Below are 20,761 nucleotides of genomic sequence, written 5' to 3'. Positions count from 1 at the left end.
AATCGCGGTATATTGTCAATCGGTACAATACTAATTGTATAAATAGTTTCAATTTTTAAGTTAATTAGGACTAAAGTCCTCATATTACTTGTTTCCTGACTCTGTTTCCTTGCGTTTCTTCTTAGAGGCTGGTTTCCGATTTTTCGGAACGGGGATTGTCTCTGATTCTTGCTGTGCGCTGTCTGGGGTTACTTTACACAAGTCATTTAAGGAAAGTTTTTGCTGGGATTCAAGTTCGTTTAGCAAGTTTGATGCGGTTTCTAATATTTGCTTTCCCTGTCGAACTTGAATAGTAGTTTTATTTTCGATCGCATCTAACAACACAAAAATCGAGACTGTTTGCCAAATATCTAAATCGTCGCCGACGACATCGCAAGCAGAGACAATTTTGCCGTTTTGTGGGGCGTGAATTCCTAAGCCGGAATCTTGAATTAACGGCTGGATTTCTGCTAGACTTAAATTCGCAAGGTCGCTAATTTTATGTTCGAGGGACACTAAATCTGCTAAATCGGGTAAGTTGACCGATTCTGCGGCTAAAGCATCGAATTTAAAGGTAAGAGTTTGATTCAGCGGATCGGAAATGGCATAAATTGATTGAATTTGCGATCGACTAACCGCACCTTTATCGAAAAAATCTCTACCTTGCGGGGCGATCGCAATTTGGCCATTTTCAGCCACCTCCAAGCTTTCCAAACTAACCAGAGTCGCCGCCGTAGTCTTCACAAAAATCTCGTCTAACCCCAGCAAATCCGCCAATTCCTTCAAAGTTGGCGCAGGTTCAAACTCAACACCCGCCCGCAAAATGAACTCTTCCAACACGTTAAACTCGCGCGGTTCGCTAACCGCCACCTCCAGCGGAGTTTGGCGGATTGCGAAGCGGAATTGACGCGCCGCCAACACTGACAAACCCGGATTTTGTTGCTCAATTTGTTCGGCTAGCGAACTTAAATTCGAGTCAATTGGTTTAGTTGAGGACGCTAGAAACATCTACAAAACCTCCGCAGTGACGCACCGTTTTTGAAACTTCCTGATACATTTTTCCCACTGTACCTGTTTGTTGGGTAAATAAATCGTGACAGCCGACAACAATCAGCAATTCTTGAGCGCGGGAAAATGCCACATTCACCCGTTCCGGTTCCTTAGCAAATCCAATATCGCCCCTAACATTATTGCACACTGTGCTGACAATAATTACAGGTCTTTCCATGCCTTGAAATATGTCAACCGTACCAGTACGGATGCTCAAAGCCGGGAATCTTTCCCCTTCGATTCTGTCTTTAATTGCATTTAATTGAGCAGCATAAAAAGTGATAATTCCGATTTCTTTCGGTGGTTCACCGTCGGCAACTTTGGGCTGCCAAGCTGTCTCCATTTGTTCGCACAAACGCTCGATCGCATCAATCTCCTTGACATTCAACCGCGAAGTACCCTGTTTTTCCTCTTCAAACCCTTGTGCCACGGGCGTTTTCACCCAGAGAATGTGATTATTTTCTTGAATGATTCTACCTGCGAGGTTGTGGGCGCGTTTGGTGTCTGCTTCCTGAATGCCACAGTTGAGTTTTTGCTGGTAAAACTGATTGATTGCGCCCATAATTTGCGGGTGCATTCGGTATTGAGTTGTCAGCATTTTTTTGATGCTTTCGCTGGCAGTTTCAAACAATACTTTGAACAAAGATTCTTTGATAAAACTTAATTCGTCTCCGGTACAACCGATGTCTTCGGCAATATCGTCGATCGTACTTTGATTAAACATCGGCGGCAATTGCCGATGATCGCCCACTAATACTAACTTTCTACCTTTCAAAGCGGGGATTAACAACTCTGGGGGAGTGCATTTGCTAACTTCGTCAATGATGACTGCATCAAAGCTGGGAAAGTTTTTAGTAAAATCGAAACTGGCAGCTTGCACGCAAGTAATGCCGATAACGTTGGCATTGTCAATATAAATTTGCTTTAAATCGTTGCGGTCTTTTTCTGATGGATTGCGGAGTTTTTGAATCCAATCTGTCACAAAGGTTTGAGAACGATTTAGCGCTGTTTCTTCTTGTTCTAATTTCCTCTGCCAAGTTTTGAATAAACGCTTAATTTTGTTCAAAAAAGCTACGGTGAATAATCCTGTATTCGGAACTTCTGGCTGATATTGAGTCGGGATAGTTTGCCATGCTGACTCCCACCAATTTCTTTCGACAAGTAATGCTGCTGTCGGTTGCTGCTGTTGCAGTTGAGCGTTAATTTCGCTCAACTCTGCTTGAAGTTCGGCGAGTTGCTGCTGCGAAGTTGCAGCCGCAGTTTGCAGCGGGGATAAATGCTCGTCAAGACTATTTTTGATAGTCTCCAAAACCCCAAAAGGATCTAAGTCAGCAATTGATTTTTCAAGCTGAATCAGGCTGGCTTTCCAAGCCTCAACTTGCTTGACAAACTGCTGCGGTTGCTCCCAAATATTCGATTTTTGGGCGAGATATTGTTCGGCTAAAATTCGCAATTTTTCAGGGACGTTTGGCTGTTGGACAATTGCTTGCAATAAATTAGTAACTTCGCTAATTTTTAAGTTTGCCTCTTGCTGCGCTGTTTCTACCTGAAGTTTAGCGGCGGCTATTTGCTGCTGGCTTAATGTTTGACCGATTTTATCTAATAATTGTTGCTGTTTGATAAGCTGCTGTTCGGTTTCGGTTTTCAGGGGAACCACGCACTGACGCGCATTGGCGAGGATACTGTGCAGCAATTCTTTGACTAGGCGATCGAAGGTAGCCTGGATCTGATTTGGCTGCAAGGATTGACTGTAAAATTGTTGAATGCTACCTAAGAAAGTGCGAGCTTTTTCGATGATAAATTTGCGCTGACTTTGGCTGACTTGGGAGTAGCTGGCGAAGTCTTTGGCTAGTTGCTGCCACTGTGTTCGATCGCCCGCAGAGAGCACGATCGGCGTTTGACTCAAATTTAGGTGCAGAAACTCGCTAAACCGGAACTGTTGCCCTTGTAGATCCTTAAAACCTGCGGTTTCTTCGTGGGATATCGCCTTTTGCAACCGATCCAAATCGGGCAAATTGATTTTGCATTTGGGCGGCACGATCGGCAATTTGAGCGATCGGGCAATTTTCAGCAATCCTGCGGGCAATTCTACCATATCATCCGTCAGCATTGCGCCCGTTTCCCAGCAAGTTTTCACAACTTCATAGAGCCCCGTATCAGCCGTCTCAATCCACTGTGCAACAGCGACGACAACGGCTGCAATTTCCGCTTTTCGCAGTTCCAAATTCTTGATTTTCTGTTCGAGATTTTGGCGGTGTATCTGATTTTGCCGATCGCCCAATTCGAGTTGATTCACAGCCTCAGACATCTGCCGCGACACCCGCAACGACTCTGCAACCGTTGACATAGCGTGACAAATATCATCAGCGCGATCGAATGCCGTCTTAAATTCCGATATTTGCGCCGCTACAGTTTCCTGCAGCCAAACAGCAATCCCAAACGCGCCGCAAGCAGGGCGATCGAAGCCTATTTGAATAGCATGGCTAGCGGCAATCCGCACATTTGCCATAAAGTTTTCTACTAAAACATTGCCTTCTGAATAGGGTTTTAGTCGGGGCATAAACTCGGCAACTTCGGGAGATTCCCAGTTGACATTAGGCGCATCCAGCAGATTTTCTAACCCACTAACTAGAGATTCAAGCTCGCTTTTGTCGGTTAAATTCCGTTCATAATCTGCTGCTTGCTGGTTGCACTTTTCCTCAATATTTGCTTTACTGTCGTGCAGGTGTTTTAATTCATTAAAAAAATCTCTCTCTGCGGCACAGTAGGCGGTAAATCGCTCTGAGTCTGCCACCAACTGCCGCAAAGATTTGACATTAGTCAGGCGCTGCGAGAGCTTTTCTTCGCAGTCAGTCGCCGTATTTTGCAGCCAAGTGCCGATCGCATTTTCCTCCAAAAACGGCTGCCCTTCTTCCTGCACCTTATGAGCTTTTCCCTTCCGCAAAGCCCGAATCGCCGGATTGTGAACTAACCGACTCAAAGCATTGTCTACAGCCAAATTTGCTTGGGAAGCAATGAGCGTTTTGCCACCCTGACGGGCAATTTGATAGCAAATCTCCGCAATCACAGTCGTTTTGCCCGTTCCCGGCGGGCCTTGAATCAAAATTAAATCCCGCGCCGAAAGCACCGTTTCTACGGCGGCCAGTTGATCGTCATTAGCATTGCGATTTAATAAGTTTTCCCGATCCAATTTAATCATTTTTTCGGGCATTCTCGCCTGAGAAGAGTCGAATAAAAACTCACTCAAATAGGGATTTTGAGCGCGGCCATCTGTCAGCATTTTTAAAGCTTTTTTCTTACGTTCAATCTGACTGATATCGCCCGCCGCCTCAAAATACAAGAATCCTTGTTTGGGCATTTGATATCTGCCGCCCGCCATGCGAGATCCTAAATCAACATCTAACTTAATCCGTAATTTACCATGTTCAAAGTCAATTTCAGCGATGCTACCCAATGTCTCTCCATCTCGGCTGCTTCTGCTTCCGGGCGGCGAATCAAACAGGATAATTTCTTCATTTCTGGCTTTTTTCAGCCTTTCGCGAAAGTCGCCCAATTCTAAGGGATTTTCATCATAGCCATCAAGAGTTGCGGAATTACGCTCAATTTCAAACGTGACGATTTTGAAGCCTGAACCGTAATTGTGCGCTCGGAAAGGTACACAAAATTGACGCGCTTCGGCGATGCGTTTTTCTACATTTAAAAAAGTATGCCAAACTTTTAGTTGTTCCGTAGTTGGTATGTGTCTGTCGTCCCAAAATGGCATTTGTTGGACGCGGGCGATCGACTTTGCAGGAATTGGCGATCGACTGTTAGCCAAAAGTCGCAACTGAACCGGCAAAGAATACCCATCTTTCCTCCCTCTAGGAACCGCCACCAAACCAGCATCCAGCAGTTTTAAACCGCCAATTCCGTCTTCACAGCGTACAGTTGCTAACAACCGCAAAGTGCGATCGGCTTTTTGCAACAATTGGGGTAATTCAAAATCATCTCCATCCGTAGCAAGGAGCAATTCCCAGATTTCTTCTTCCGAAAATCTGTCATTTACCTTTTGGCGGCGCACGTAGAAAAGACTGTGGGATTTGCCAGCTATCTCCGACATCAGAATTTCCGCACGTTCTCTGCATTCCCAATCGCAATATTTCCCTAAAGCCGCTTCTCCTTCTATATCCCGAATAAACTTATTAATTGTGCGATCGCCACTAAATTTATATCCCCAATCTTCTGTTACTAAAGATGGCATATTTAGATTTTAGATTTTAGATTTTAGATTTTAGATTGGATTTAAGATTAGCACATCGGAACTTGTACCGACACATTGGTGTCAATAACCAGCCTGAAACCCCTGAGAAATCTCGCTTTTCGCTGAGTCTAGATCCCCCTAAATCCCCCTTAATAAGGGGAGTAGGGGTTGACTTTGAGTACGCTCTTGTCCCCCCCTTATTAAGGGGGGTTAGGGGGGATCGCTCCCTAACTGTCAAACAGCAGACCCATACTACTTTTAACGTTAAGTTGACACAAATGATGCCGACAGAACCGCTAAATCCCAAAGATTAAGGTGTGCCGAAGCCCACCCGGAGGCGATCGAATTAAACAGTTGAGAATCAAAAGGGCGAACGATGGGACTTGAACCCACGAATGGTGGTACCACAAACCACTGCCTTAACCACTTGGCTACGCTCGCCGTATCTGTTTTAACTATAGCATCATATCTCAGCACAAGTCTAGGGGTAAGGCAAAAATATTTTGAAATATTTCTGAGCGTCCCTGAACCGGACAGATCGATGGTGCCTCAAGTTCCCAGCACAGTGAGACTATAGCACAATTTTCGCTCTGCGCGATCGGCCTGTGCGATCGGCAATTATTTCGCCCCCAGCACTTATGCGGCGTGGGTTCGGCAGCTCTGGCAGCGTCCCGATTCGATCCAGCGCATTAAAATAGCCTTATCAGCCCAGGTGCATCTAAATTTTACACTCCAGTTTGATCAAACTCACCTCTGGCACCATTTTTAAGAACAGGCAAGATGCCTGTTCCACAAAGAATGAATTTCTTTTAGGGTGGAATCTTCTAGCCCGCCCCTAAAAGCCTGATTGAGAATGGTGCAACATCTCAGAGGAAATGCTTGTGGGGTGTCCCGCCCGCCCGAAAAATACAACGCCAGAAGCGGGACAGTTATCAACCCTCTCTCTTCTGTCTCTTCTCTCTTCCCTATTCCTTCGCGCCCCTTCGCGTCTTCGCGGTTCGTTTAAAAAAAAGTCTTGTCCGCAATCCAAAATCTAAAATCTAAAATCTAAAATCGATATGAGCTACTGTATCAAACCAGAATGTCAAAATCCTCAAAACTCCCACACCGCCAAATTTTGCTTAAACTGCGGCTTTAACCTGTTGCTGAGACAGCGATATCGCCCGATTGAACTTTTAGGTAGAGGCGGATTTGGTAAAACTTTCCTAGCAATTGATCAAGACATCCCATCTGTACCGCGCTGTGCAGTCAAGCAATTTTATTTTTACGACCGTGACCCCGAAATTTTCAACAAAGCCGTTGAATTATTTCGCCAAGAAGCCGTCCGTTTAGACGAACTAGGAAAACACCCGCAAATCCCCACATTATTAGCCTGCTTTGAACAAGAAGGTCATATTTATTTAGTTCAAGAGTTTATAGAGGGAGCGACTCTTAAACAAGAATTAGACAAGAGTGTATACGATGAAGAGCAAATTTGGCAAGTGCTGCAAGACTTATTGCCCGTGCTGCAATTTATCCACGACAAGCGCGTAATTCACCGCGACATCAAACCCGAAAATATTATCCGCCGACAGTCAGACAACAAACTCGTATTGATCGATTTCGGCATAGCCAAACTGCTGACTGATTCAGCGATACTCCGTTCAGCAACGCTCATCGGCAGTCAAGATTATGTAGCTCCCGAACAAATGCGCGGCAAAGTATTTCCTGCTAGCGACCTTTACAGTTTAGGGGTTACTTGCATTCGCCTAATGACGCAAGTTCCTCCCTTGGATATGTACGACTGCAACAACGAGCGCTGGTGGTGGCGCGAGTTTCTTCCCAAAGCCACGAGTATTAGCGATGAGTTAGGTGAAATTTTAGATAAATTGCTGCAAACTCGTCTCACTCAGCGGTACAGTTTTGCTACGGAGGTTTTGCAAGATATCACAGCAGCTTTAGATATTCGCCATCAACATTTGCTTTCGCCCAAAAAGCCGATCGCTCCTGCTCTTAATCATAGCGACAACTCAACCGATATCAGCGCGCTACAAAGTCCTGATTCTCGGATTTTACCCACAAATGCCGTAGCCAATTCCGCAGAAACTTTTCCCTTATCTGTTACTTCAAATCTCGATCAAACCATGATTTCTGCACGGGGAATTAATTATACCAAACTACGAGATTTTTTGTCAAACAAAAAGTGGAAAGAAGCCGATCGCGAAACTTGGGGCTTGATGTGTCAATCTCTTTCCCAGCAACCGGGAACTCAGCTAGAAATTAGCCAAATTTACCAGATCCCCTGCGAAGATTTGCACACAGTCGATCGCCTTTGGCTGCACTACAGTCAAGGTCGGTTTGGCTTCAGCGTCCAAAAACAAATTTATGAAAGCGTTAAGGGAGACTATATCAGATTTTGCGATCGGGTCAACTGGCAAACCTACAATTCTGCTACTACTTTAGGGCAGATTAAATTTAGTCAGCAAGCACCAATCGGACACCTCCCCTCTCGCAGTTGGGTTGGCGGCATTCAGTGGCTGCGACACCTCGATGCCCTGTCAGCAAAATTAACCGAGTGCGACAATAATCCTGCTTGTAAATTGTAATTTGGTCTACCGACTCACTAAGTAAAATTTCATATTTAAACTCTACCTGAAAGCAGAGAAATTTGTCGAGCTAGATGTATCCATCGACCGAGGCTCGGTGCGATCGCTTGTCGCACAATGGATTAAGGCGAACACAGATAAAGTCTGCCATCCTTGAGACTTTAACAACAGAACTAAAAAGAGGTACCGATCCATGTTTTTTCATAAAAAAGAATTAATGGCTGCAGTCACAGTAGACGAAGCCAACCCCCGTTTTGCCCAATTGCTGCTAGAACAGTTTGGCGGAGCAACAGGAGAACTGACAGCAGCTTTGCAATACTGGGTGCAGTCATTCCACTGTGAAAATCCAGGGATTAAGGATATGCTCCAAGATATTGCGATCGAAGAATTCAGCCACTTAGAAATGGTGGGCCAACTCATAGAAATGCACACCAAAAACGTTGACCAAACAGAAGCTTACAAAAGCACTTTGTTTGCCGTGCGTGGCATAGGCCCACACTTGTTGGACAGCCAAGGTCAAGCTTGGACAGCAGCTTATATCAACGAAGGCGGGGATGTGGTGCGCGATTTGCGCGCTGATATCGGCGCGGAAGCAGGAGCCCGCCAAACCTACGAAGAGTTGATTAAACTAGCACCGGATATGGGAACGAAAAAGACGTTGCAGTTTTTGCTGACTCGCGAAATTTCTCACACTCAAATGTTCATGAAAGCTCTGGAATCTCTCGGTAAACTCACCGATCCGATGTTCGGCAACATTCCGCCAGATAACACCGTAGATCTCTACTTTAACTTGTCCACAAATGGCAAGGATGAACGCGGCCCTTGGAACTCGGAACCCACTTTCAAATACATTGCCGATCCCGCTCCCAAAGGTTAATTTGTGAGTTGTGTAGCGTGTGTGGCTTAGAAGATTTAAGCCCAGTGTTAAGTAATTTTTAAGCCGCACACCTTCTTTTTGAGGGTGTGCGGCTTAGAAGATTTAAGCCCAGTGCGTAGGTTGGGTTGAGGAACGAAACCCAACATTTTCTCTACAATTTTCCTTAACTGAACCTTATTGATTTTTAAGCCACGCACCCTAGGATATCGAACTTTTGTGTTGAGTATTTTTCAAGTCACGCGCCCAACGGTGTTATAATTATTTGAAATCCGGCTCGAACATTAACATCAAATCTATATTGAAATTGCGATCGACCTATTTATTAGTCTCTCACGGCAGCCGTGACCCCAGACCCCAACTAGCTTTGGAAAACCTAGGTCAACTGCTGTCTCAAACATTGGCTGACTCATTCCCCGCAGTCGCAACCGCCACCTTAGAACTCGGCCCCGCACCGCTGCACGAACAAATTTGCAGTTTTGGCGAACGTACACTGTCCCTGGGACTGACAGAATTGCAAATACTGCCTGTATTTTTATTGCCGGGAGTTCACGTCGCCGAAGACATACCGGCAGAGGTGGAAATTGCCCAACAAACTTTTGGTGACAAGCTAAAAATTGAATTGCGCCCGCATTTAGGTTCTCAGGAAGCAGGCTTAACAAAATTGGTGAAAAGTCAGATGGAAGAGGTGGCTTTTCTCCCCAATCTGCTATTGCCAAAATGGATTTTATTATCTCACGGCAGCCGTCGGCCCGGAGGTAACTCGACTGTTGAGAAAATCGCCAGCAAACTCGGTGCACAGACCGCTTATTGGTCGGTAAAGCCGAGTTTGTCAGAACAAATTGACAGTTTGGTTCGTGGTGGACAGCAGCAAATAGGAATTGTGCCATACTTCTTATTTAATGGAGGAATTACAGATGCGATCGCCAAAAATGTCGCACAGCTAAAGCAGCAATTTCCTGCGGCGGAACTTCATCTCGCAAATCCTCTAGGCCCAAGTGTACAATTAGCAGACTTAATTGGGAATTTAATTCAAAAATGAACCGCAGAGGCACAGAAGAGGTAAAGGAAGCAAGAAAAATGTCTTTAGGAAAAGTGTATTTAGTAGGTGCGGGGCCCGGAGATCCGGGTTTGATGACCTTGAAGGGAAAAGCTTTGTTAGAGTGCGCGGATGTGGTGATTTACGACGCTTTAGTCAGCCCTCAAATTTTGGCAGCAATCAACCCCCAAGCAGAACGAATTGATGCCGGAAAACGCAAAGGGCGTCACTCGTTAATGCAGGACGAAACAACTCAGTTAATGATAGAAAAAGCTGGAGATAATGCGATCGTAGTTCGTCTCAAAGGCGGCGATCCGTTTATCTTCGGTCGCGGTGGCGAAGAAATGGAAGAGTTGGTAAAAGCTGGAGTGTCAGTAGAAGTCGTGCCCGGTGTAACTTCTGGGATTGCGGCCCCTGCTTATGCGGGCATTCCTTTAACACATCGATCGTACAGTTCTTCTGTCACCTTTGTCACCGGCCACGAATCAGCGGGAAAATATCGACCGGAGGTAAATTGGCAGGCGATCGCCCGCGGCTCCGAAACCATTGTAGTATACATGGGAATCCACAATTTGCCTTACATTATCGGCCAGTTAACAGCAGCCGAATTGAGTGCAGAAACGCCCATAGCATTAGTGCGCTGGGGAACGCGGCCGGAACAAGAAGAATTGATCGGAACTTTGGGTAGTATTGTAGAGCAAGTTGAGGCGGTCGGATTTGCAGCACCTGCGATCGCGGTAATCGGAAATGTCGTCAATTTGCACTCGATCTTGTCGGGCTGTCGGCCTGTTTCTCAGACTGTAGGATAAGCGCAGAAATTGCCCCTAAATCCTCGTAGGGTGCGCCGCGCCGCGCACCTTACTGCTAAATCTTTTTTTGCGATTAGTTATGCTCGCCAACAACTAACAACCAACCACTAACTAATGACTAATGACTAATGACTAATGATTAATGACTAATGACTAATGACTTAACGCGCCACCTGCCGCATATATTCCCCCCACAACTGAGCGGCATTTGAACTACCTCCCCCAGTCGGAGAATTATCATCATTTCCCAACCAAACTCCAGTCACCAGTTGCTGACTCGGAATATAACCGACAAACCACAAATCTCTATTATCATTAGTCGTGCCTGTTTTTCCAGCTTCTCCCAACCCCAAAGCAGCACTGCTACCCGTACCTCCCCGCACAACACCTTGCAGCATATCAGTCATAGTATCCGCTACGGCTTCCGAAACTAACTGCCGATTGGCAACGCCATCTTTTTGATACTCATAAATCACCCGGCAACTGTTAAAATCATTTCTATCTTTGCAATCGCTGCTGTCAATAATTCGCTTGATTACGTGGGGACGATTTCCCAAACCCCGATTTGCAAAAACCCCGAATGCACCCGTTAATTGCAACACATTAACTTCACTTTCCCCTAATACTAAACCAGGGTTAGAACGCAGTTCCGAAGTAATTCCCAAACGTCTGGCCATTCCCACTACATTGTCTAAACCGACATCCTGTGCTATTCTCAAAGCAACTGCATTTTCCGACTGTGCTAAACCCCGATACATATCCGCACTGCCGCTGGTTCTTTCGCAGCCGCTGTAACTTTGTCCGCCCCAAGAAAGGGGGGCGCAAGAATAAGTTTTATCGGGTGAGATTCCCTGTTCCAGGGCGGCTGCATAGCTGAAAATCTTAAATGTAGAACCGGGCTGTCTCAAAGCTTGGGTAGCCCGATTAAACTGACTTTTTAAGTAATCTACGCCCCCAACTAAAGCTAAGACTTCCCCGGTTGTACTATTGAGAGTTACCACGGCTCCTTGAGAAAAACCTGCACTGGCTCCGGCATTTTCAACAGCATTTCTGAGGGAAGCTTCAGCCACTTTTTGCAGGCCGGGATTCAAACCTGTTTCTACAATAAAATTGCCTTCTCTGGCTAGCTGCTCCCCCAGCAAAAACTCTAATTCGTCAAATACATAACTGTAGAAATAAGGAGCGATCGTACTTTGCAGATATTGGCGGGCTTTAGGATTGATCTCAATTCGCGATCGCCTCGCGCGATCGGCTTCTTCCTGAGAAATCGTCCCCAGGGCCCGCATCCGTTCGATCACTCGATCGCGATACTGTACCGCCAACTGATAATTTTGAATCGGATTAAAACTGTTTGGGGCAGGCAAAATGCCCGCCAAAGTTGCCGCCTCTGACAAAGTTAAATCCTTCGCAGACTTGCCAAAATAAAACCGAGCCGCATCCTCAAAACCGTAAAGGTCAATTCCCAAAAAGACGCGATTCAAATAAGTCAGCAACAGTTCATCTTTGCTGTAATAATTCTCCAGTTTCAAGGCAACTACAGCTTCCCGTAACTTGCGCCCTGCCGAATCTTGAGTTCCCACATAATCTCGAAACAAACTCCTCGCTAACTGCTGCGTCACAGTGCTCCCGCCTTCGCGAATTCCTCCCCCGCGAACATTGGTCAAAAGCGCGCGCAAAACTCCGATCGGATCTACCCCCAAATGCCAATTGTAGCGGCTGTCTTCCGAAGCAAGTACCGCCTTGGATAAATAAGGCGAAAAATCCTGCAATTGCTTTAATTCTAAGTGAGCGTTATTCTGAGGAGGACGCAGCGGAGTTTGCCCGTCGCGGGCGTAAACAATCACGGGGCCATTGATACTTCTCGGCAGAGGCCGCACTTGAAACTTTGTCGATTCCATGCCTACCAACACGGCAATCAAAGCGGTGATTCCGCTGACGCCATAAAAGCTGTAACGCACAAGTTCCAAATACCAAGGCGGCGGATATACGAATTGAATTCTAACAGCGGCGGCTAGTTCCGGCGGCCCTAAAGTGAACACGTCTCCGTGACGCAGGGACATACTTTTAACTCGCCTTTTGCCATTGTAAATGCCGTTGGTGGAGTCTTCATCTTTGATCACAAAAGGAGTCCGCCGCCGACTATCCCGCGACAGGGATAAGTGCACGTGACTGACAACGGGATTGCGAACTACTATATCTGAAGATTTGGACGATCGACCTAACAAATATCGATCGCCCAACAGCGGATAAACCTCAGCTTTAGCTGCACCCGCATCCTGCACCCACAGTTCGGGTACTTTGGCATTAGGTTTCAGCGCTAGCTGGTTAAAATTAACCTTAGCAATAGTCTGGACTGCTTGGGTAATCGCACCCAAGACGGTTTGAGGTTTGCGGGGCGGCGGCGGTGGGGTCATATTTCGCTGTGCACTACGATCGAGCGATCGGCTCTTGCACCATTCTACTCGCAACTTTTGGCTAATTTCACGATCTGCCCACACTCGATCGGCTATCGTCGGCTAGTGGCGATCGATTTTGGGGTTATTGGTGAACCCGCAAGGCCAGCAGTTGATTGAGCAAATCTCCATCCAGCCACAACAAATCCCGATCTCACCAGGAAATTAAATTATCATAAATTGCCCAAAAATTAATACTTTCGATAACATTTATAGCGGTTCTCAAGCGTGGTGAGGTATGGGGTGAGTCCTATGCCTATGCCCTATGCCCACGGAGGCCTATGCCCGCCAGAGCACCTCATGTTACTGAGAAAGGTTGATTAACAGTAAGACTTTTTCTGACATTTGCTAATAAGCACTTACATTTGCCTTCTTGTCTTCATGTCATATAGAATGAATTTAGCCACTCAGATGTAGGTGAAAAACCTTGGTAGTACGCAACCGCTATATAAATAAGTTGCCTCTACATTATCAAAGCAAATAATCAGATTGGCGTGGGGCTGTAAGCGATAACCAAGCTGAAGGCAAGAATATAAGTGCTTGTAGAAAATTCTACGGGCATCGGTTGATACGCCTTGGTTGAGCTCATATCTCAACTTATGTATTTGTTAGCAAATGTTAGCAAAAAAGTATCGGCTATACCAGATTTACCAACACAATTCGCCTAATAATTAAAACCCCCCTTTTTCAAGGGGGGTTAAAAGCCGAAAATCAGCTTGATTCTCCTTACATCGAAGAACCCAAACCGGCATAAGCACCGTAGAAGAAAAGACTCACAATGCTCAGAACACCGAGGCCTGCAACAGTAGCTACCAGCCACAAAGGAATTCTGCCACTTTCACTAAACATAGCCATCACCTCACTAATTTACAGGTAAACAAATTCGATCGAACTATCGAAAGCCAACTCAGACACCAGTTAATTAAAGAAATAACTGGAGAACAAAATACCCAAAACAAAAATCAGCAACAAACCCAAATACAAAGAAGTCCGGTTTAACTCAACAGGCTGCTCGTTGGGATTAGGAACGCGCTCAGGCATTGTAAACTCCTATCGTTGAATAAATTGCATTGCTGCGATCGCGCCCAAAAAGAAAATTGTTGGGACACCTAAAGTATGAACTGCCAACCAGCGCACCGTAAAAATAGGATACGAAATTGGCTCATTATTTGGGGTTCTGCTCGTCATTTTTCCAAATCCTTGTTAAATTACTTGGCGTTAATGAACTGATCTACTTGTTTCTTAGCTTCAAAGCGATCCGAGATAATCGGCACTTCTTCCCGCTGCTGTGTGAAATACTGGTTAGGGCGAGGAGTTCCGAAAGCATCGTAAGCCAAACCCGTTTGCACAAACAGCCATCCAGCAATAAACAAAGCCGGAATGGTGATGCTGTGAATTACCCAATAACGGATACTTGTAATAATGTCCCCAAACGGACGTTCTCCAGTTGTACCAGCCATTTAGAATCCTCCTTTCAACAACAAATTGACAGACAATCTCTCTTACTATTCTACTATCAAGCAGCTTGCGCTGAACCTTGATATTTAAGTAGAGTACCGCTCGCGCCGATCACAAATCCGCGATCGGGGCCCATAAAGACAATCCTGTAAAAATTAGCGGGAACATCTTCAACTTCGCGGTCTTTTAGCCAAGTTTTCCCGCCGTCCAAACTGCACAGCAAATTGCCGCCGCCGCCGGCTACCCAAACTTCATTATCAGTCCGGTAAGCCATGTCCAGCAAACCCCAACTCGCCTTGCGATCGGGAAAAAACGGTTTTCCCCAACCTTCAGGATTGGACGGGTCGCTAAACTGAATCTGACCGCCGCGGGCGAGCATCCACAAACGCCCGTCCTTGGTAAAGCCCATATTTTGCAGGCGGCGAGAACTATTGCGGTTGTGAGGTTCCCAAGCTTCTTGTCCTGGTTTCCACACCGAGTAGAAATTGCCCTTCGAGGAAACCGCAACATACTGCCCGTTTTCAGAACGGTTGATATTGCGAACTACCCCAAAAGAATCCTGCACGACAGCTTTCCAATTTTTGCCGCCGTCAGAAGTCCGGTAAATCGCCCCGACATCGGTCGTCATCTCGGCGGAATTCGGGCCCAAAGCCGCGATCGTACTCGGAGAACCGGGCAACTGAGAGCTCAAAGCAATCCGCGTCCAAGACTTGCCCTCATCGTTCGTGTGGAGCAAAACAGAAGGCTGGCCGACAATCCAGCCTTCGGAACCAGAAAAACTCACCGACGCAAAACGCGACCTCGGATCGTCGATATCCAGTGCTATGGACTTCCAGCTAGTACCGCCGTCGAGCGTTTCGAGCAGAGTCGCCTCAGAACCCACAACCCAGCCGTGCTGAGGATTGCCCGTAAAGGCAATATCCTGCAAATTAGCTTCCGTCGGCAAGGAAATCACTTGCCAGGGGTTGTAACTCACAGAACCGATGGTGCTGCAACTCGTACAGATGAGCGCAGCGGCCAATAACATTACAATTCGTTGCCAAAATCTCACAATCGTTTTACTGCAAACCATACATACTAAGTAACAACAAGAAACCAACGACCAAGCCGCCAAAAATCAGCAAACTTTTCTGACCTTCGGTCATGCCGTTGACACCGACACCGTAGCGCTGATTTGCCTTAAATCCCGATACCCCTTCCATCTGACCGAGATTTTGAAACATCGATTTGCGCGCCCCGCAAACGGGACACACCCAAGTCGGGGTCACATCTGTAAAAGCAGTGCCAGGGGCAATTGCATTTTTAGGATCGCCTTTTTTAGGATTGTAGACGTAGCCGCAGGCTCGGCACTCGTGCCGATCGAGGGTATTAGTCTCCGTGGCTCGATCGCTCATAAAATCTCTAGGAGTGTGGAAACCGCGTACCTTGATGGTCACGTATGAAACAGGACGCTGAATAAATTCAGAGTCCCCGAAAGGGGTTGGATAAGTAGAGGAGTAGTGCTTATCCATTTCCCTGTATGCCGGGAAGCGCCTTGCTACTCCAGTAATGTGAGCTTCGCCAATGTTATCGGTCGGTAATTTCCCAGAGACACTTCCTTAACCCCTTACAGATGTTTAATCCCTAGGTTACAGAGCAAGGAACTAGCTACGGATTCCTTGGTGTGAACTTGAACTCTTGCCGATAACGTAGCCCCGAAAGGGGACTGAGGCTGATCAACTTGGGGCTTCAGTTTTTATGCCCGAAGCCCGCGACTTGCCGTCGGGGGTAGTTGACAGCTCAAAAAGAGTAGGTAAGCTAATCTTAAAATATACATTAAAAATTATTGCAGAAGATGGAGGATTAATCTCAACTAACTCGTAATTTTAGCTACCCACAATCTATATAATGTAAAGACAAGTTACAGAACCCTTTCACCTAGGCAGTAATTATTCACCGTGTTTGCACTCAGCGGCTACGAGTATTTCTTAGGCTTCCTGTTAATTTCCAGCCTAGTCCCTATCCTCGCCCTCACGGCGTCTAAGGTACTGCGGCCCAAAAGTCGTCCCTACGACCGCCGCACTACCTACGAATCCGGCGTCGAGCCGATCGGCGGAGCCTGGATTCAGTTCAACATCCGATATTATATGTTCGCCCTGGTCTTCGTCATCTTCGACGTAGAGACCGTCTTCCTCTATCCTTGGGCGGTTGCTTTCAACCAGCTAGGACTGTTGGCTTTCATCGAAGCCTTGTTTTTTATCACGATCCTCGTTATTGCTCTTGTCTATGCATGGCGCAAAGGAGCCTTGGAATGGTCTTAAGTTCTGACAAATCACAAAAACCTCTAATTGTCAACCCCGCTATTCGCCCGGAAGTCACATCCCAACTCTCAGAGAACGTCATCCTGACAACAGTGGATGACCTCTACAATTGGGCGAGACTTTCGAGCCTGTGGCCGCTGCTTTTCGGCACAGCCTGCTGCTTCATCGAATTTGCAGCTTTGATCGGATCGCGCTTTGACTTCGACAGATTCGGCTTAGTACCGCGATCGAGCCCCCGGCAAGCCGACTTGATCATCACCGCCGGTACAATTACCATGAAGTACGCCCCCATCTTAGTGCGGCTGTACGAACAAATGCCGGAACCCAAATACGTCATCGCAATGGGCGCTTGCACCATCACCGGCGGAATGTTCAGCGTAGACTCCCCCACAGCAGTCAGAGGCGTTGACAAACTGATTCCCGTAGACGTGTACATCCCCGGCTGTCCCCCCCGCCCAGAAGCGATTATTGACGCAATTATCAAACTGCGGAAAAAAATCGCCAACGATTCTATGCAAGAACGGGCCAATTTGCTGCCAACCCACCGCTACTACACCAGACCCCACAAAATGAAAGTAGTAGACGACATCTTGGATGGCAAATATTTGTCAATTCCCGGCCGGATGGCGCCGCCGAAAGAATTGACGGAAGCGATGGGAATGCCAGTACCGCCGGCCCTGCTTGCAGGACAAAAACAGGAGGTAAACCGTGGCTGAGACAGAAACCTCAATTGTTGAAGCCGGGAAGGTTTCCCAGTGGTTGACTCAGAATGGCTTTGAACACGAAGCTTTAGCGGCCGATAATTTGGGCGTGGAGATATTAAAGGTCGATCGAGACTTCTTAATTCCAATGTCAACAGCACTGTATGCCTACGGGTTTAATTATATGCAGTGCCAGTGCGCCTACGACCAAGGGCCGGGAGAAGATTTAGTCAGCGTTTACCACTTGGCTAAGCTGACAGACAATGCTTCCCATCCCGAAGAAGTCCGCGTCAAAGTATTCATTCCCCGCGAAGATCCCAGAGTGCCATCAGTCTACTGGATTTGGAAAGCAGCCGACTTTCAAGAGCGGGAATCCTATGATATGTACGGCATAGTCTATGAAGGACATCCGAATCTGAAACGGATTTTGATGAACGAAGATTGGGTAGGCTGGCCGTTGCGGAAAGATTACATTTCCCCTGATTTTTACGAATTGCAAGACGCTTATTAAGGGAGTTTTGAGTTTTTAGCTCAAAATACAGTTGGTCGTTTTGCACCCACTTCTTTGAGGAGTGGGTGCATTTTTTTTACTCCTTTCTGGAAAACCCTCGATTGCACGGTATTTCTAAAAAGGCACTCGCCCAAGACAAAACTATTTTAAATTGATGCCGGAAAACCCTGAGTAGATTTGTAAAAATGATTAATATTTGAGATTCATTGAACACTAAAGAGTTAAAAATGCTAACCAAACCGACAACTCCACTCAGTAAAAGAGAACCCGACGGATTCCTCAAAATCAGTCTAAATCTCACAATGGGAATTGGAATTACTACCTTTATTGCAGCCTTAACTTTAATCGCTGTTCATTTTTATGACTCAAAATCACAATACCGAGACACTTTAAATTTTGCGGTAACTACATTAGCTACTGCCGCAGGAATATCTAGTGCCGTATATGCTTTGCGGGGAATCGAAATCAATTTAGAGGACAAAAAAATCGATCGAACCTTACGTTACATACAAATATGGAACGATCCTAGCTATTTTAGTGTTCGACAAATTGCCGCAAAAATTCATAAAGATCTCAAACCGCTAGATGAGACCAAAAGTAATGAGTACATGAATCAGATATATGCAGATGCAGAGAAAAAGCAGGAAATAGTCAATATTCTTAATTTTTTAGAAGAAATGTCTATGTGTGTCCATTTCGGTCTCGTTGACGAAAAATGTTTGAAAGAGTTTTATCGATATATAGTTTGTACTTATTGCGATACCTTCACGCTCTTTGTTCACCGATCGCGAAGAGACAAACAGAGCCCGAGGCTTTACATCCACTTAACAGATCTATGTGAGCAATGGAGACATTAATTACCCGACTTTTTATTGTTTGTAAAAGGTTTTACCGAGCGGATTCAGGATCGAACTGAGTCAAATGAAGAAAACAATCTGGAAATATTTCCGGATTGTTTCTAGAGAAATGGAAGAGTCAATTAAAGGAAGTGTAAACTGAGCCATAAAAGGTGCATCAGTCTCCTTGAAGGTCTTTACTACTCTGGAGACAAGGACGTAGTTGTGCTTTTTGTGTAATAAAAGGAGAAATGATGAAACGATTTACTTGTTACTCAATCGACTTACTTTTTGAAGGTGATACAGGCTTCTAAAACCTGTTGGCTTTTGTCTGTCATTAATGATTATTAGTGTAGCAGATGCGAGAGAAAGTCACCTATCTTTAAAATTGCATCCAACCGTGACAATTGTCACGAAAGCTAACATTTTCATACTCGACAGAACCGCTAATTTTTGCAGAGAGTGAGGGGCAACTCACTTTCTGCACTTGACTTTTACCTAATTCCCTAGAACTCATCAACCTAATTTCCATCTAGAGAGTTAGGTTGATGAGTATCTCCATATTTCTCCACCCTCACACATCCAAGTTTATAGATCTCCCTCAAAATATGAAGGCGATCCCATTTGTTGATTCTCAGCATTACTTAACAGCGTAATCGACAAGCCCGATGCCACTCGATCGTTATCTTTTTTGTTAAAGTCCTTCATTTTCTGCTTTCTCCAAAATGTAGATGGATCGGAAAACCTAGCTTGAGAACGGGGCAAAATGCTTCGATCGCAGTACCTTTTGCTTGGAAAACCATAGAAGCCTCTCAATAATCTGAGATTGAGCCACATCCTGAACCTTTCCAAGTCAAATAAATCTGCAAAACACCAAACTTACATTGCAACACGCTAAAAATTATCGTTTGGCCCGACTTCAGCTAAGTTATGATGTAAGTTATGATGCGTCATCGACTAGCTTCAACATGGAGAAATCCCGATCGAGTTGGCGACCAATCATAGACTTAACTCCGTTTTAAGGGTTTAGGCAATCATACGCAATTAAAAAAATGATAGTCCAAAAAACCTCTCTATGTCAACTTTTTTTGTTAACGAGTTTTAGAGAAGTCTTTGGATTATACAAGACTGAGCTCATTGAGCTATCAGCCTCTGATTTGTCGCATTTACCAATATAAAACAAATCGCAATAAACGTCAAGCTTGTCGATGATATACGGCATCAACTTTAACGAGCCTCATCTCCGCTCGTTAGTGATATCGATCGCTTGAAGAGCAGATTGAAATCCTTTCCGGTATCCAGAATAAACTGTGTACCGATAATTAACATCAGTTATTTTACTGAAAAAAGCAAACTCGATATTTCAGAACCTAGTTAACTCTACTATTTAACTTCCAAGCACAGCCTGGGAACCCATGTTCAGAGGCTCTGCCTCGCTTGCTTTAGAAAACAGGAGGCTCTCGGATCTACTCTGTTTCAGTCTCCTCGCGGGGAAAAGGTAGTATGTCGCGAAACTTTAATTTCCAGAAAGTCAGCCTGCATCACAAATTTCAAGATAAACTGAGGGCTGCTTATTCGTATCAGCTTTTCTATGCTCATTCCAAATGCAAAGAATGCAGTTGTTGATATTCGTAAACTTCGTGACTACTGCCTCAATCCAGAACACGACGATGGCAAACACAAAGCGCGGCTTTTTTCGTCAATTCTTGGCATGACACCTGACAATTCTGAGGAATTGCGCCAAAATTTGGTTGAAGTTATTCAAACTCACGAAGTTCAGTTAGGGAGGCGGGATGGGTTCGGGCAACGCTACATCCTAGATTTCACGATTGAATGGCAAAATAGAAGTGCAACCCTTCCGAGTGGCTGGATTATTGAGCATGATTCCGAGATTCCGAGATTAACAACCTGCTATCCTCTGTAATG

The 20,761-nt window shown here is 45.6% G+C and carries 18 protein-coding genes and 1 tRNA gene; 9 read left to right on the top strand and 10 right to left on the bottom strand.

Annotated features, from left to right (window positions below; translation table 11 throughout):
* Positions 1-84: 84 nt before the first annotated feature.
* The 3 genes from QUB35_RS03585 to QUB35_RS03575 form a co-directional block, all read right to left on the bottom strand.
* Entirely contained in the window at positions 85-987 is a 903-nt protein-coding gene (locus QUB35_RS03585; RefSeq protein ID WP_333139443.1) for a hypothetical protein, read from the bottom strand.
* Positions 965-5,269 (bottom strand): AAA domain-containing protein, encoded by a 4,305-nt coding sequence (locus QUB35_RS03580; RefSeq protein WP_333139441.1) that lies wholly within the window; start codon positions 5,267-5,269, stop codon positions 965-967. The genes QUB35_RS03585 and QUB35_RS03580 overlap by 23 nt, the downstream gene beginning before the upstream one ends.
* 368 nt (positions 5,270-5,637) lie before the next feature.
* Positions 5,638-5,710 (bottom strand) — tRNA-His (locus QUB35_RS03575).
* A gap of 617 nt (positions 5,711-6,327) precedes the next feature.
* On the opposite strand from QUB35_RS03575, the gene QUB35_RS03570 reads away from it, so the two are divergent.
* The 4 genes from QUB35_RS03570 (at position 6,328) to cobA (ending at position 10,576) form a co-directional block, all read left to right on the top strand.
* Entirely contained in the window at positions 6,328-7,854 is a 1,527-nt protein-coding gene (locus tag QUB35_RS03570; protein WP_333139439.1) for a serine/threonine-protein kinase, read from the top strand.
* Between the two features lie 193 nt (positions 7,855-8,047).
* Complete coding sequence (locus QUB35_RS03565; RefSeq protein ID WP_333107647.1) at positions 8,048-8,731, top strand: manganese catalase family protein; 684 nt, start codon at positions 8,048-8,050, stop codon at positions 8,729-8,731.
* A 304-nt stretch (positions 8,732-9,035) separates the two neighbouring features.
* Positions 9,036-9,770 carry a sirohydrochlorin chelatase gene (locus QUB35_RS03560; RefSeq protein WP_333139437.1) on the top strand — a complete coding sequence of 245 codons (735 nt, stop codon included), beginning with the start codon at positions 9,036-9,038 and terminating at the stop codon, positions 9,768-9,770.
* The gene (gene cobA, locus QUB35_RS03555) at positions 9,767-10,576 is read left to right on the top strand and encodes a uroporphyrinogen-III C-methyltransferase (RefSeq protein ID WP_333139435.1); all 810 of its coding nucleotides are present in this window, start codon (positions 9,767-9,769) and stop codon (positions 10,574-10,576) included. Before QUB35_RS03560 ends, cobA begins: the two co-directional genes overlap by 4 nt.
* A 161-nt stretch (positions 10,577-10,737) precedes the next feature.
* On the opposite strand, the gene QUB35_RS03550 is transcribed toward cobA, so the two are convergent.
* The 7 genes from QUB35_RS03550 to QUB35_RS03520 all read right to left on the bottom strand — a co-directional run bounded on the left by QUB35_RS03550 (position 10,738) and on the right by QUB35_RS03520 (position 15,881).
* Complete coding sequence (locus QUB35_RS03550) at positions 10,738-12,990, bottom strand: PBP1A family penicillin-binding protein (RefSeq protein WP_333139619.1); 2,253 nt, start codon at positions 12,988-12,990, stop codon at positions 10,738-10,740.
* 765 nt (positions 12,991-13,755) lie between these two features.
* A complete protein-coding gene (locus QUB35_RS03545; protein WP_006635506.1) occupies positions 13,756-13,878 on the bottom strand; it encodes a photosystem II reaction center protein J in 123 nt (40 codons plus the stop codon).
* Positions 13,879-13,947: 69 nt separating this feature from the next.
* Positions 13,948-14,070, bottom strand: a complete 123-nt coding sequence (locus QUB35_RS03540; protein WP_015176850.1) for a photosystem II reaction center protein L — start codon at positions 14,068-14,070, stop codon at positions 13,948-13,950.
* A 9-nt stretch (positions 14,071-14,079) separates the two neighbouring features.
* Positions 14,080-14,217 (bottom strand): cytochrome b559 subunit beta, encoded by a 138-nt coding sequence (gene psbF, locus QUB35_RS03535; RefSeq protein WP_006635504.1) that lies wholly within the window; start codon positions 14,215-14,217, stop codon positions 14,080-14,082.
* A gap of 20 nt (positions 14,218-14,237) precedes the next feature.
* Positions 14,238-14,489 carry a cytochrome b559 subunit alpha gene (gene psbE, locus QUB35_RS03530; protein WP_333139432.1) on the bottom strand — a complete coding sequence of 84 codons (252 nt, stop codon included), beginning with the start codon at positions 14,487-14,489 and terminating at the stop codon, positions 14,238-14,240.
* A gap of 56 nt (positions 14,490-14,545) precedes the next feature.
* A complete protein-coding gene (locus QUB35_RS03525) occupies positions 14,546-15,559 on the bottom strand; it encodes a photosynthesis system II assembly factor Ycf48 (RefSeq protein WP_333139430.1) in 1,014 nt (337 codons plus the stop codon).
* Positions 15,546-15,881, bottom strand: a complete 336-nt coding sequence (locus tag QUB35_RS03520) for a rubredoxin (protein ID WP_333052113.1) — start codon at positions 15,879-15,881, stop codon at positions 15,546-15,548. Before QUB35_RS03520 ends, QUB35_RS03525 begins: the two co-directional genes overlap by 14 nt.
* Before the next feature lie 543 nt (positions 15,882-16,424).
* Between QUB35_RS03520 and ndhC the strand changes: the two genes are divergently transcribed.
* The 5 genes from ndhC (at position 16,425) to QUB35_RS03495 (ending at position 20,759) form a co-directional block, all read left to right on the top strand.
* Positions 16,425-16,787, top strand: coding sequence for a photosynthetic/respiratory NAD(P)H-quinone oxidoreductase subunit C (gene ndhC, locus QUB35_RS03515; RefSeq protein ID WP_006635500.1), 363 nt, complete (start codon positions 16,425-16,427; stop codon positions 16,785-16,787).
* A complete protein-coding gene (ndhK, locus tag QUB35_RS03510; protein WP_333139428.1) occupies positions 16,778-17,503 on the top strand; it encodes a photosynthetic/respiratory NAD(P)H-quinone oxidoreductase subunit K in 726 nt (241 codons plus the stop codon). The genes ndhC and ndhK overlap by 10 nt, the downstream gene beginning before the upstream one ends.
* The gene (locus QUB35_RS03505) at positions 17,496-17,999 is read left to right on the top strand and encodes an NAD(P)H-quinone oxidoreductase subunit J (RefSeq protein WP_333084555.1); all 504 of its coding nucleotides are present in this window, start codon (positions 17,496-17,498) and stop codon (positions 17,997-17,999) included. The genes ndhK and QUB35_RS03505 overlap by 8 nt, the downstream gene beginning before the upstream one ends.
* Positions 18,000-18,205: 206 nt before the next feature.
* Positions 18,206-18,856, top strand: coding sequence for a DUF4760 domain-containing protein (locus tag QUB35_RS03500; protein ID WP_333139426.1), 651 nt, complete (start codon positions 18,206-18,208; stop codon positions 18,854-18,856).
* Between the two features lie 1,570 nt (positions 18,857-20,426).
* On the top strand, positions 20,427-20,759 hold the full coding sequence (locus tag QUB35_RS03495; RefSeq protein WP_333139424.1) for a DUF6883 domain-containing protein: 333 nt from the start codon (positions 20,427-20,429) through the stop codon (positions 20,757-20,759).
* Positions 20,760-20,761: the final 2 nt, after the last annotated feature.

It is taken from the genome of Microcoleus sp. B13-B6 (genome assembly GCF_036705405.1).
Classification (GTDB): domain Bacteria; phylum Cyanobacteriota; class Cyanobacteriia; order Cyanobacteriales; family Microcoleaceae; genus Microcoleus.
The sequence above is the reverse complement of the archived record's forward strand: the minus strand, read 5'-3'. Positions and strand labels throughout refer to the sequence as shown.

Excerpts from the sequence above, each read along its gene's own strand:
- QUB35_RS03585 (WP_333139443.1), bottom strand. The coding sequence starts at position 987 with ATGTTTCTAGCGTCCTCAACTAAACCAATTGACTCGAATTTAAGTTCG.
- QUB35_RS03580 (WP_333139441.1), bottom strand. The coding sequence starts at position 5,269 with ATGCCATCTTTAGTAACAGAAGATTGGGGATATAAATTTAGTGGCGAT.
- QUB35_RS03570 (WP_333139439.1), top strand. The coding sequence starts at position 6,328 with ATGAGCTACTGTATCAAACCAGAATGTCAAAATCCTCAAAACTCCCAC.
- QUB35_RS03565 (WP_333107647.1), top strand. The coding sequence starts at position 8,048 with ATGTTTTTTCATAAAAAAGAATTAATGGCTGCAGTCACAGTAGACGAA.
- cobA (WP_333139435.1), top strand. The coding sequence starts at position 9,767 with ATGAACCGCAGAGGCACAGAAGAGGTAAAGGAAGCAAGAAAAATGTCT.
- QUB35_RS03550 (WP_333139619.1), bottom strand. The coding sequence starts at position 12,990 with ATGACCCCACCGCCGCCGCCCCGCAAACCTCAAACCGTCTTGGGTGCG.
- QUB35_RS03545 (WP_006635506.1), bottom strand. The coding sequence starts at position 13,878 with ATGTTTAGTGAAAGTGGCAGAATTCCTTTGTGGCTGGTAGCTACTGTT.
- QUB35_RS03540 (WP_015176850.1), bottom strand. The coding sequence starts at position 14,070 with ATGCCTGAGCGCGTTCCTAATCCCAACGAGCAGCCTGTTGAGTTAAAC.
- psbF (WP_006635504.1), bottom strand. The coding sequence starts at position 14,217 with ATGACGAGCAGAACCCCAAATAATGAGCCAATTTCGTATCCTATTTTT.
- psbE (WP_333139432.1), bottom strand. The coding sequence starts at position 14,489 with ATGGCTGGTACAACTGGAGAACGTCCGTTTGGGGACATTATTACAAGT.
- QUB35_RS03525 (WP_333139430.1), bottom strand. The coding sequence starts at position 15,559 with ATGGTTTGCAGTAAAACGATTGTGAGATTTTGGCAACGAATTGTAATG.
- QUB35_RS03520 (WP_333052113.1), bottom strand. The coding sequence starts at position 15,881 with ATGAGCGATCGAGCCACGGAGACTAATACCCTCGATCGGCACGAGTGC.
- ndhK (WP_333139428.1), top strand. The coding sequence starts at position 16,778 with ATGGTCTTAAGTTCTGACAAATCACAAAAACCTCTAATTGTCAACCCC.
- QUB35_RS03495 (WP_333139424.1), top strand. The coding sequence starts at position 20,427 with ATGCTCATTCCAAATGCAAAGAATGCAGTTGTTGATATTCGTAAACTT.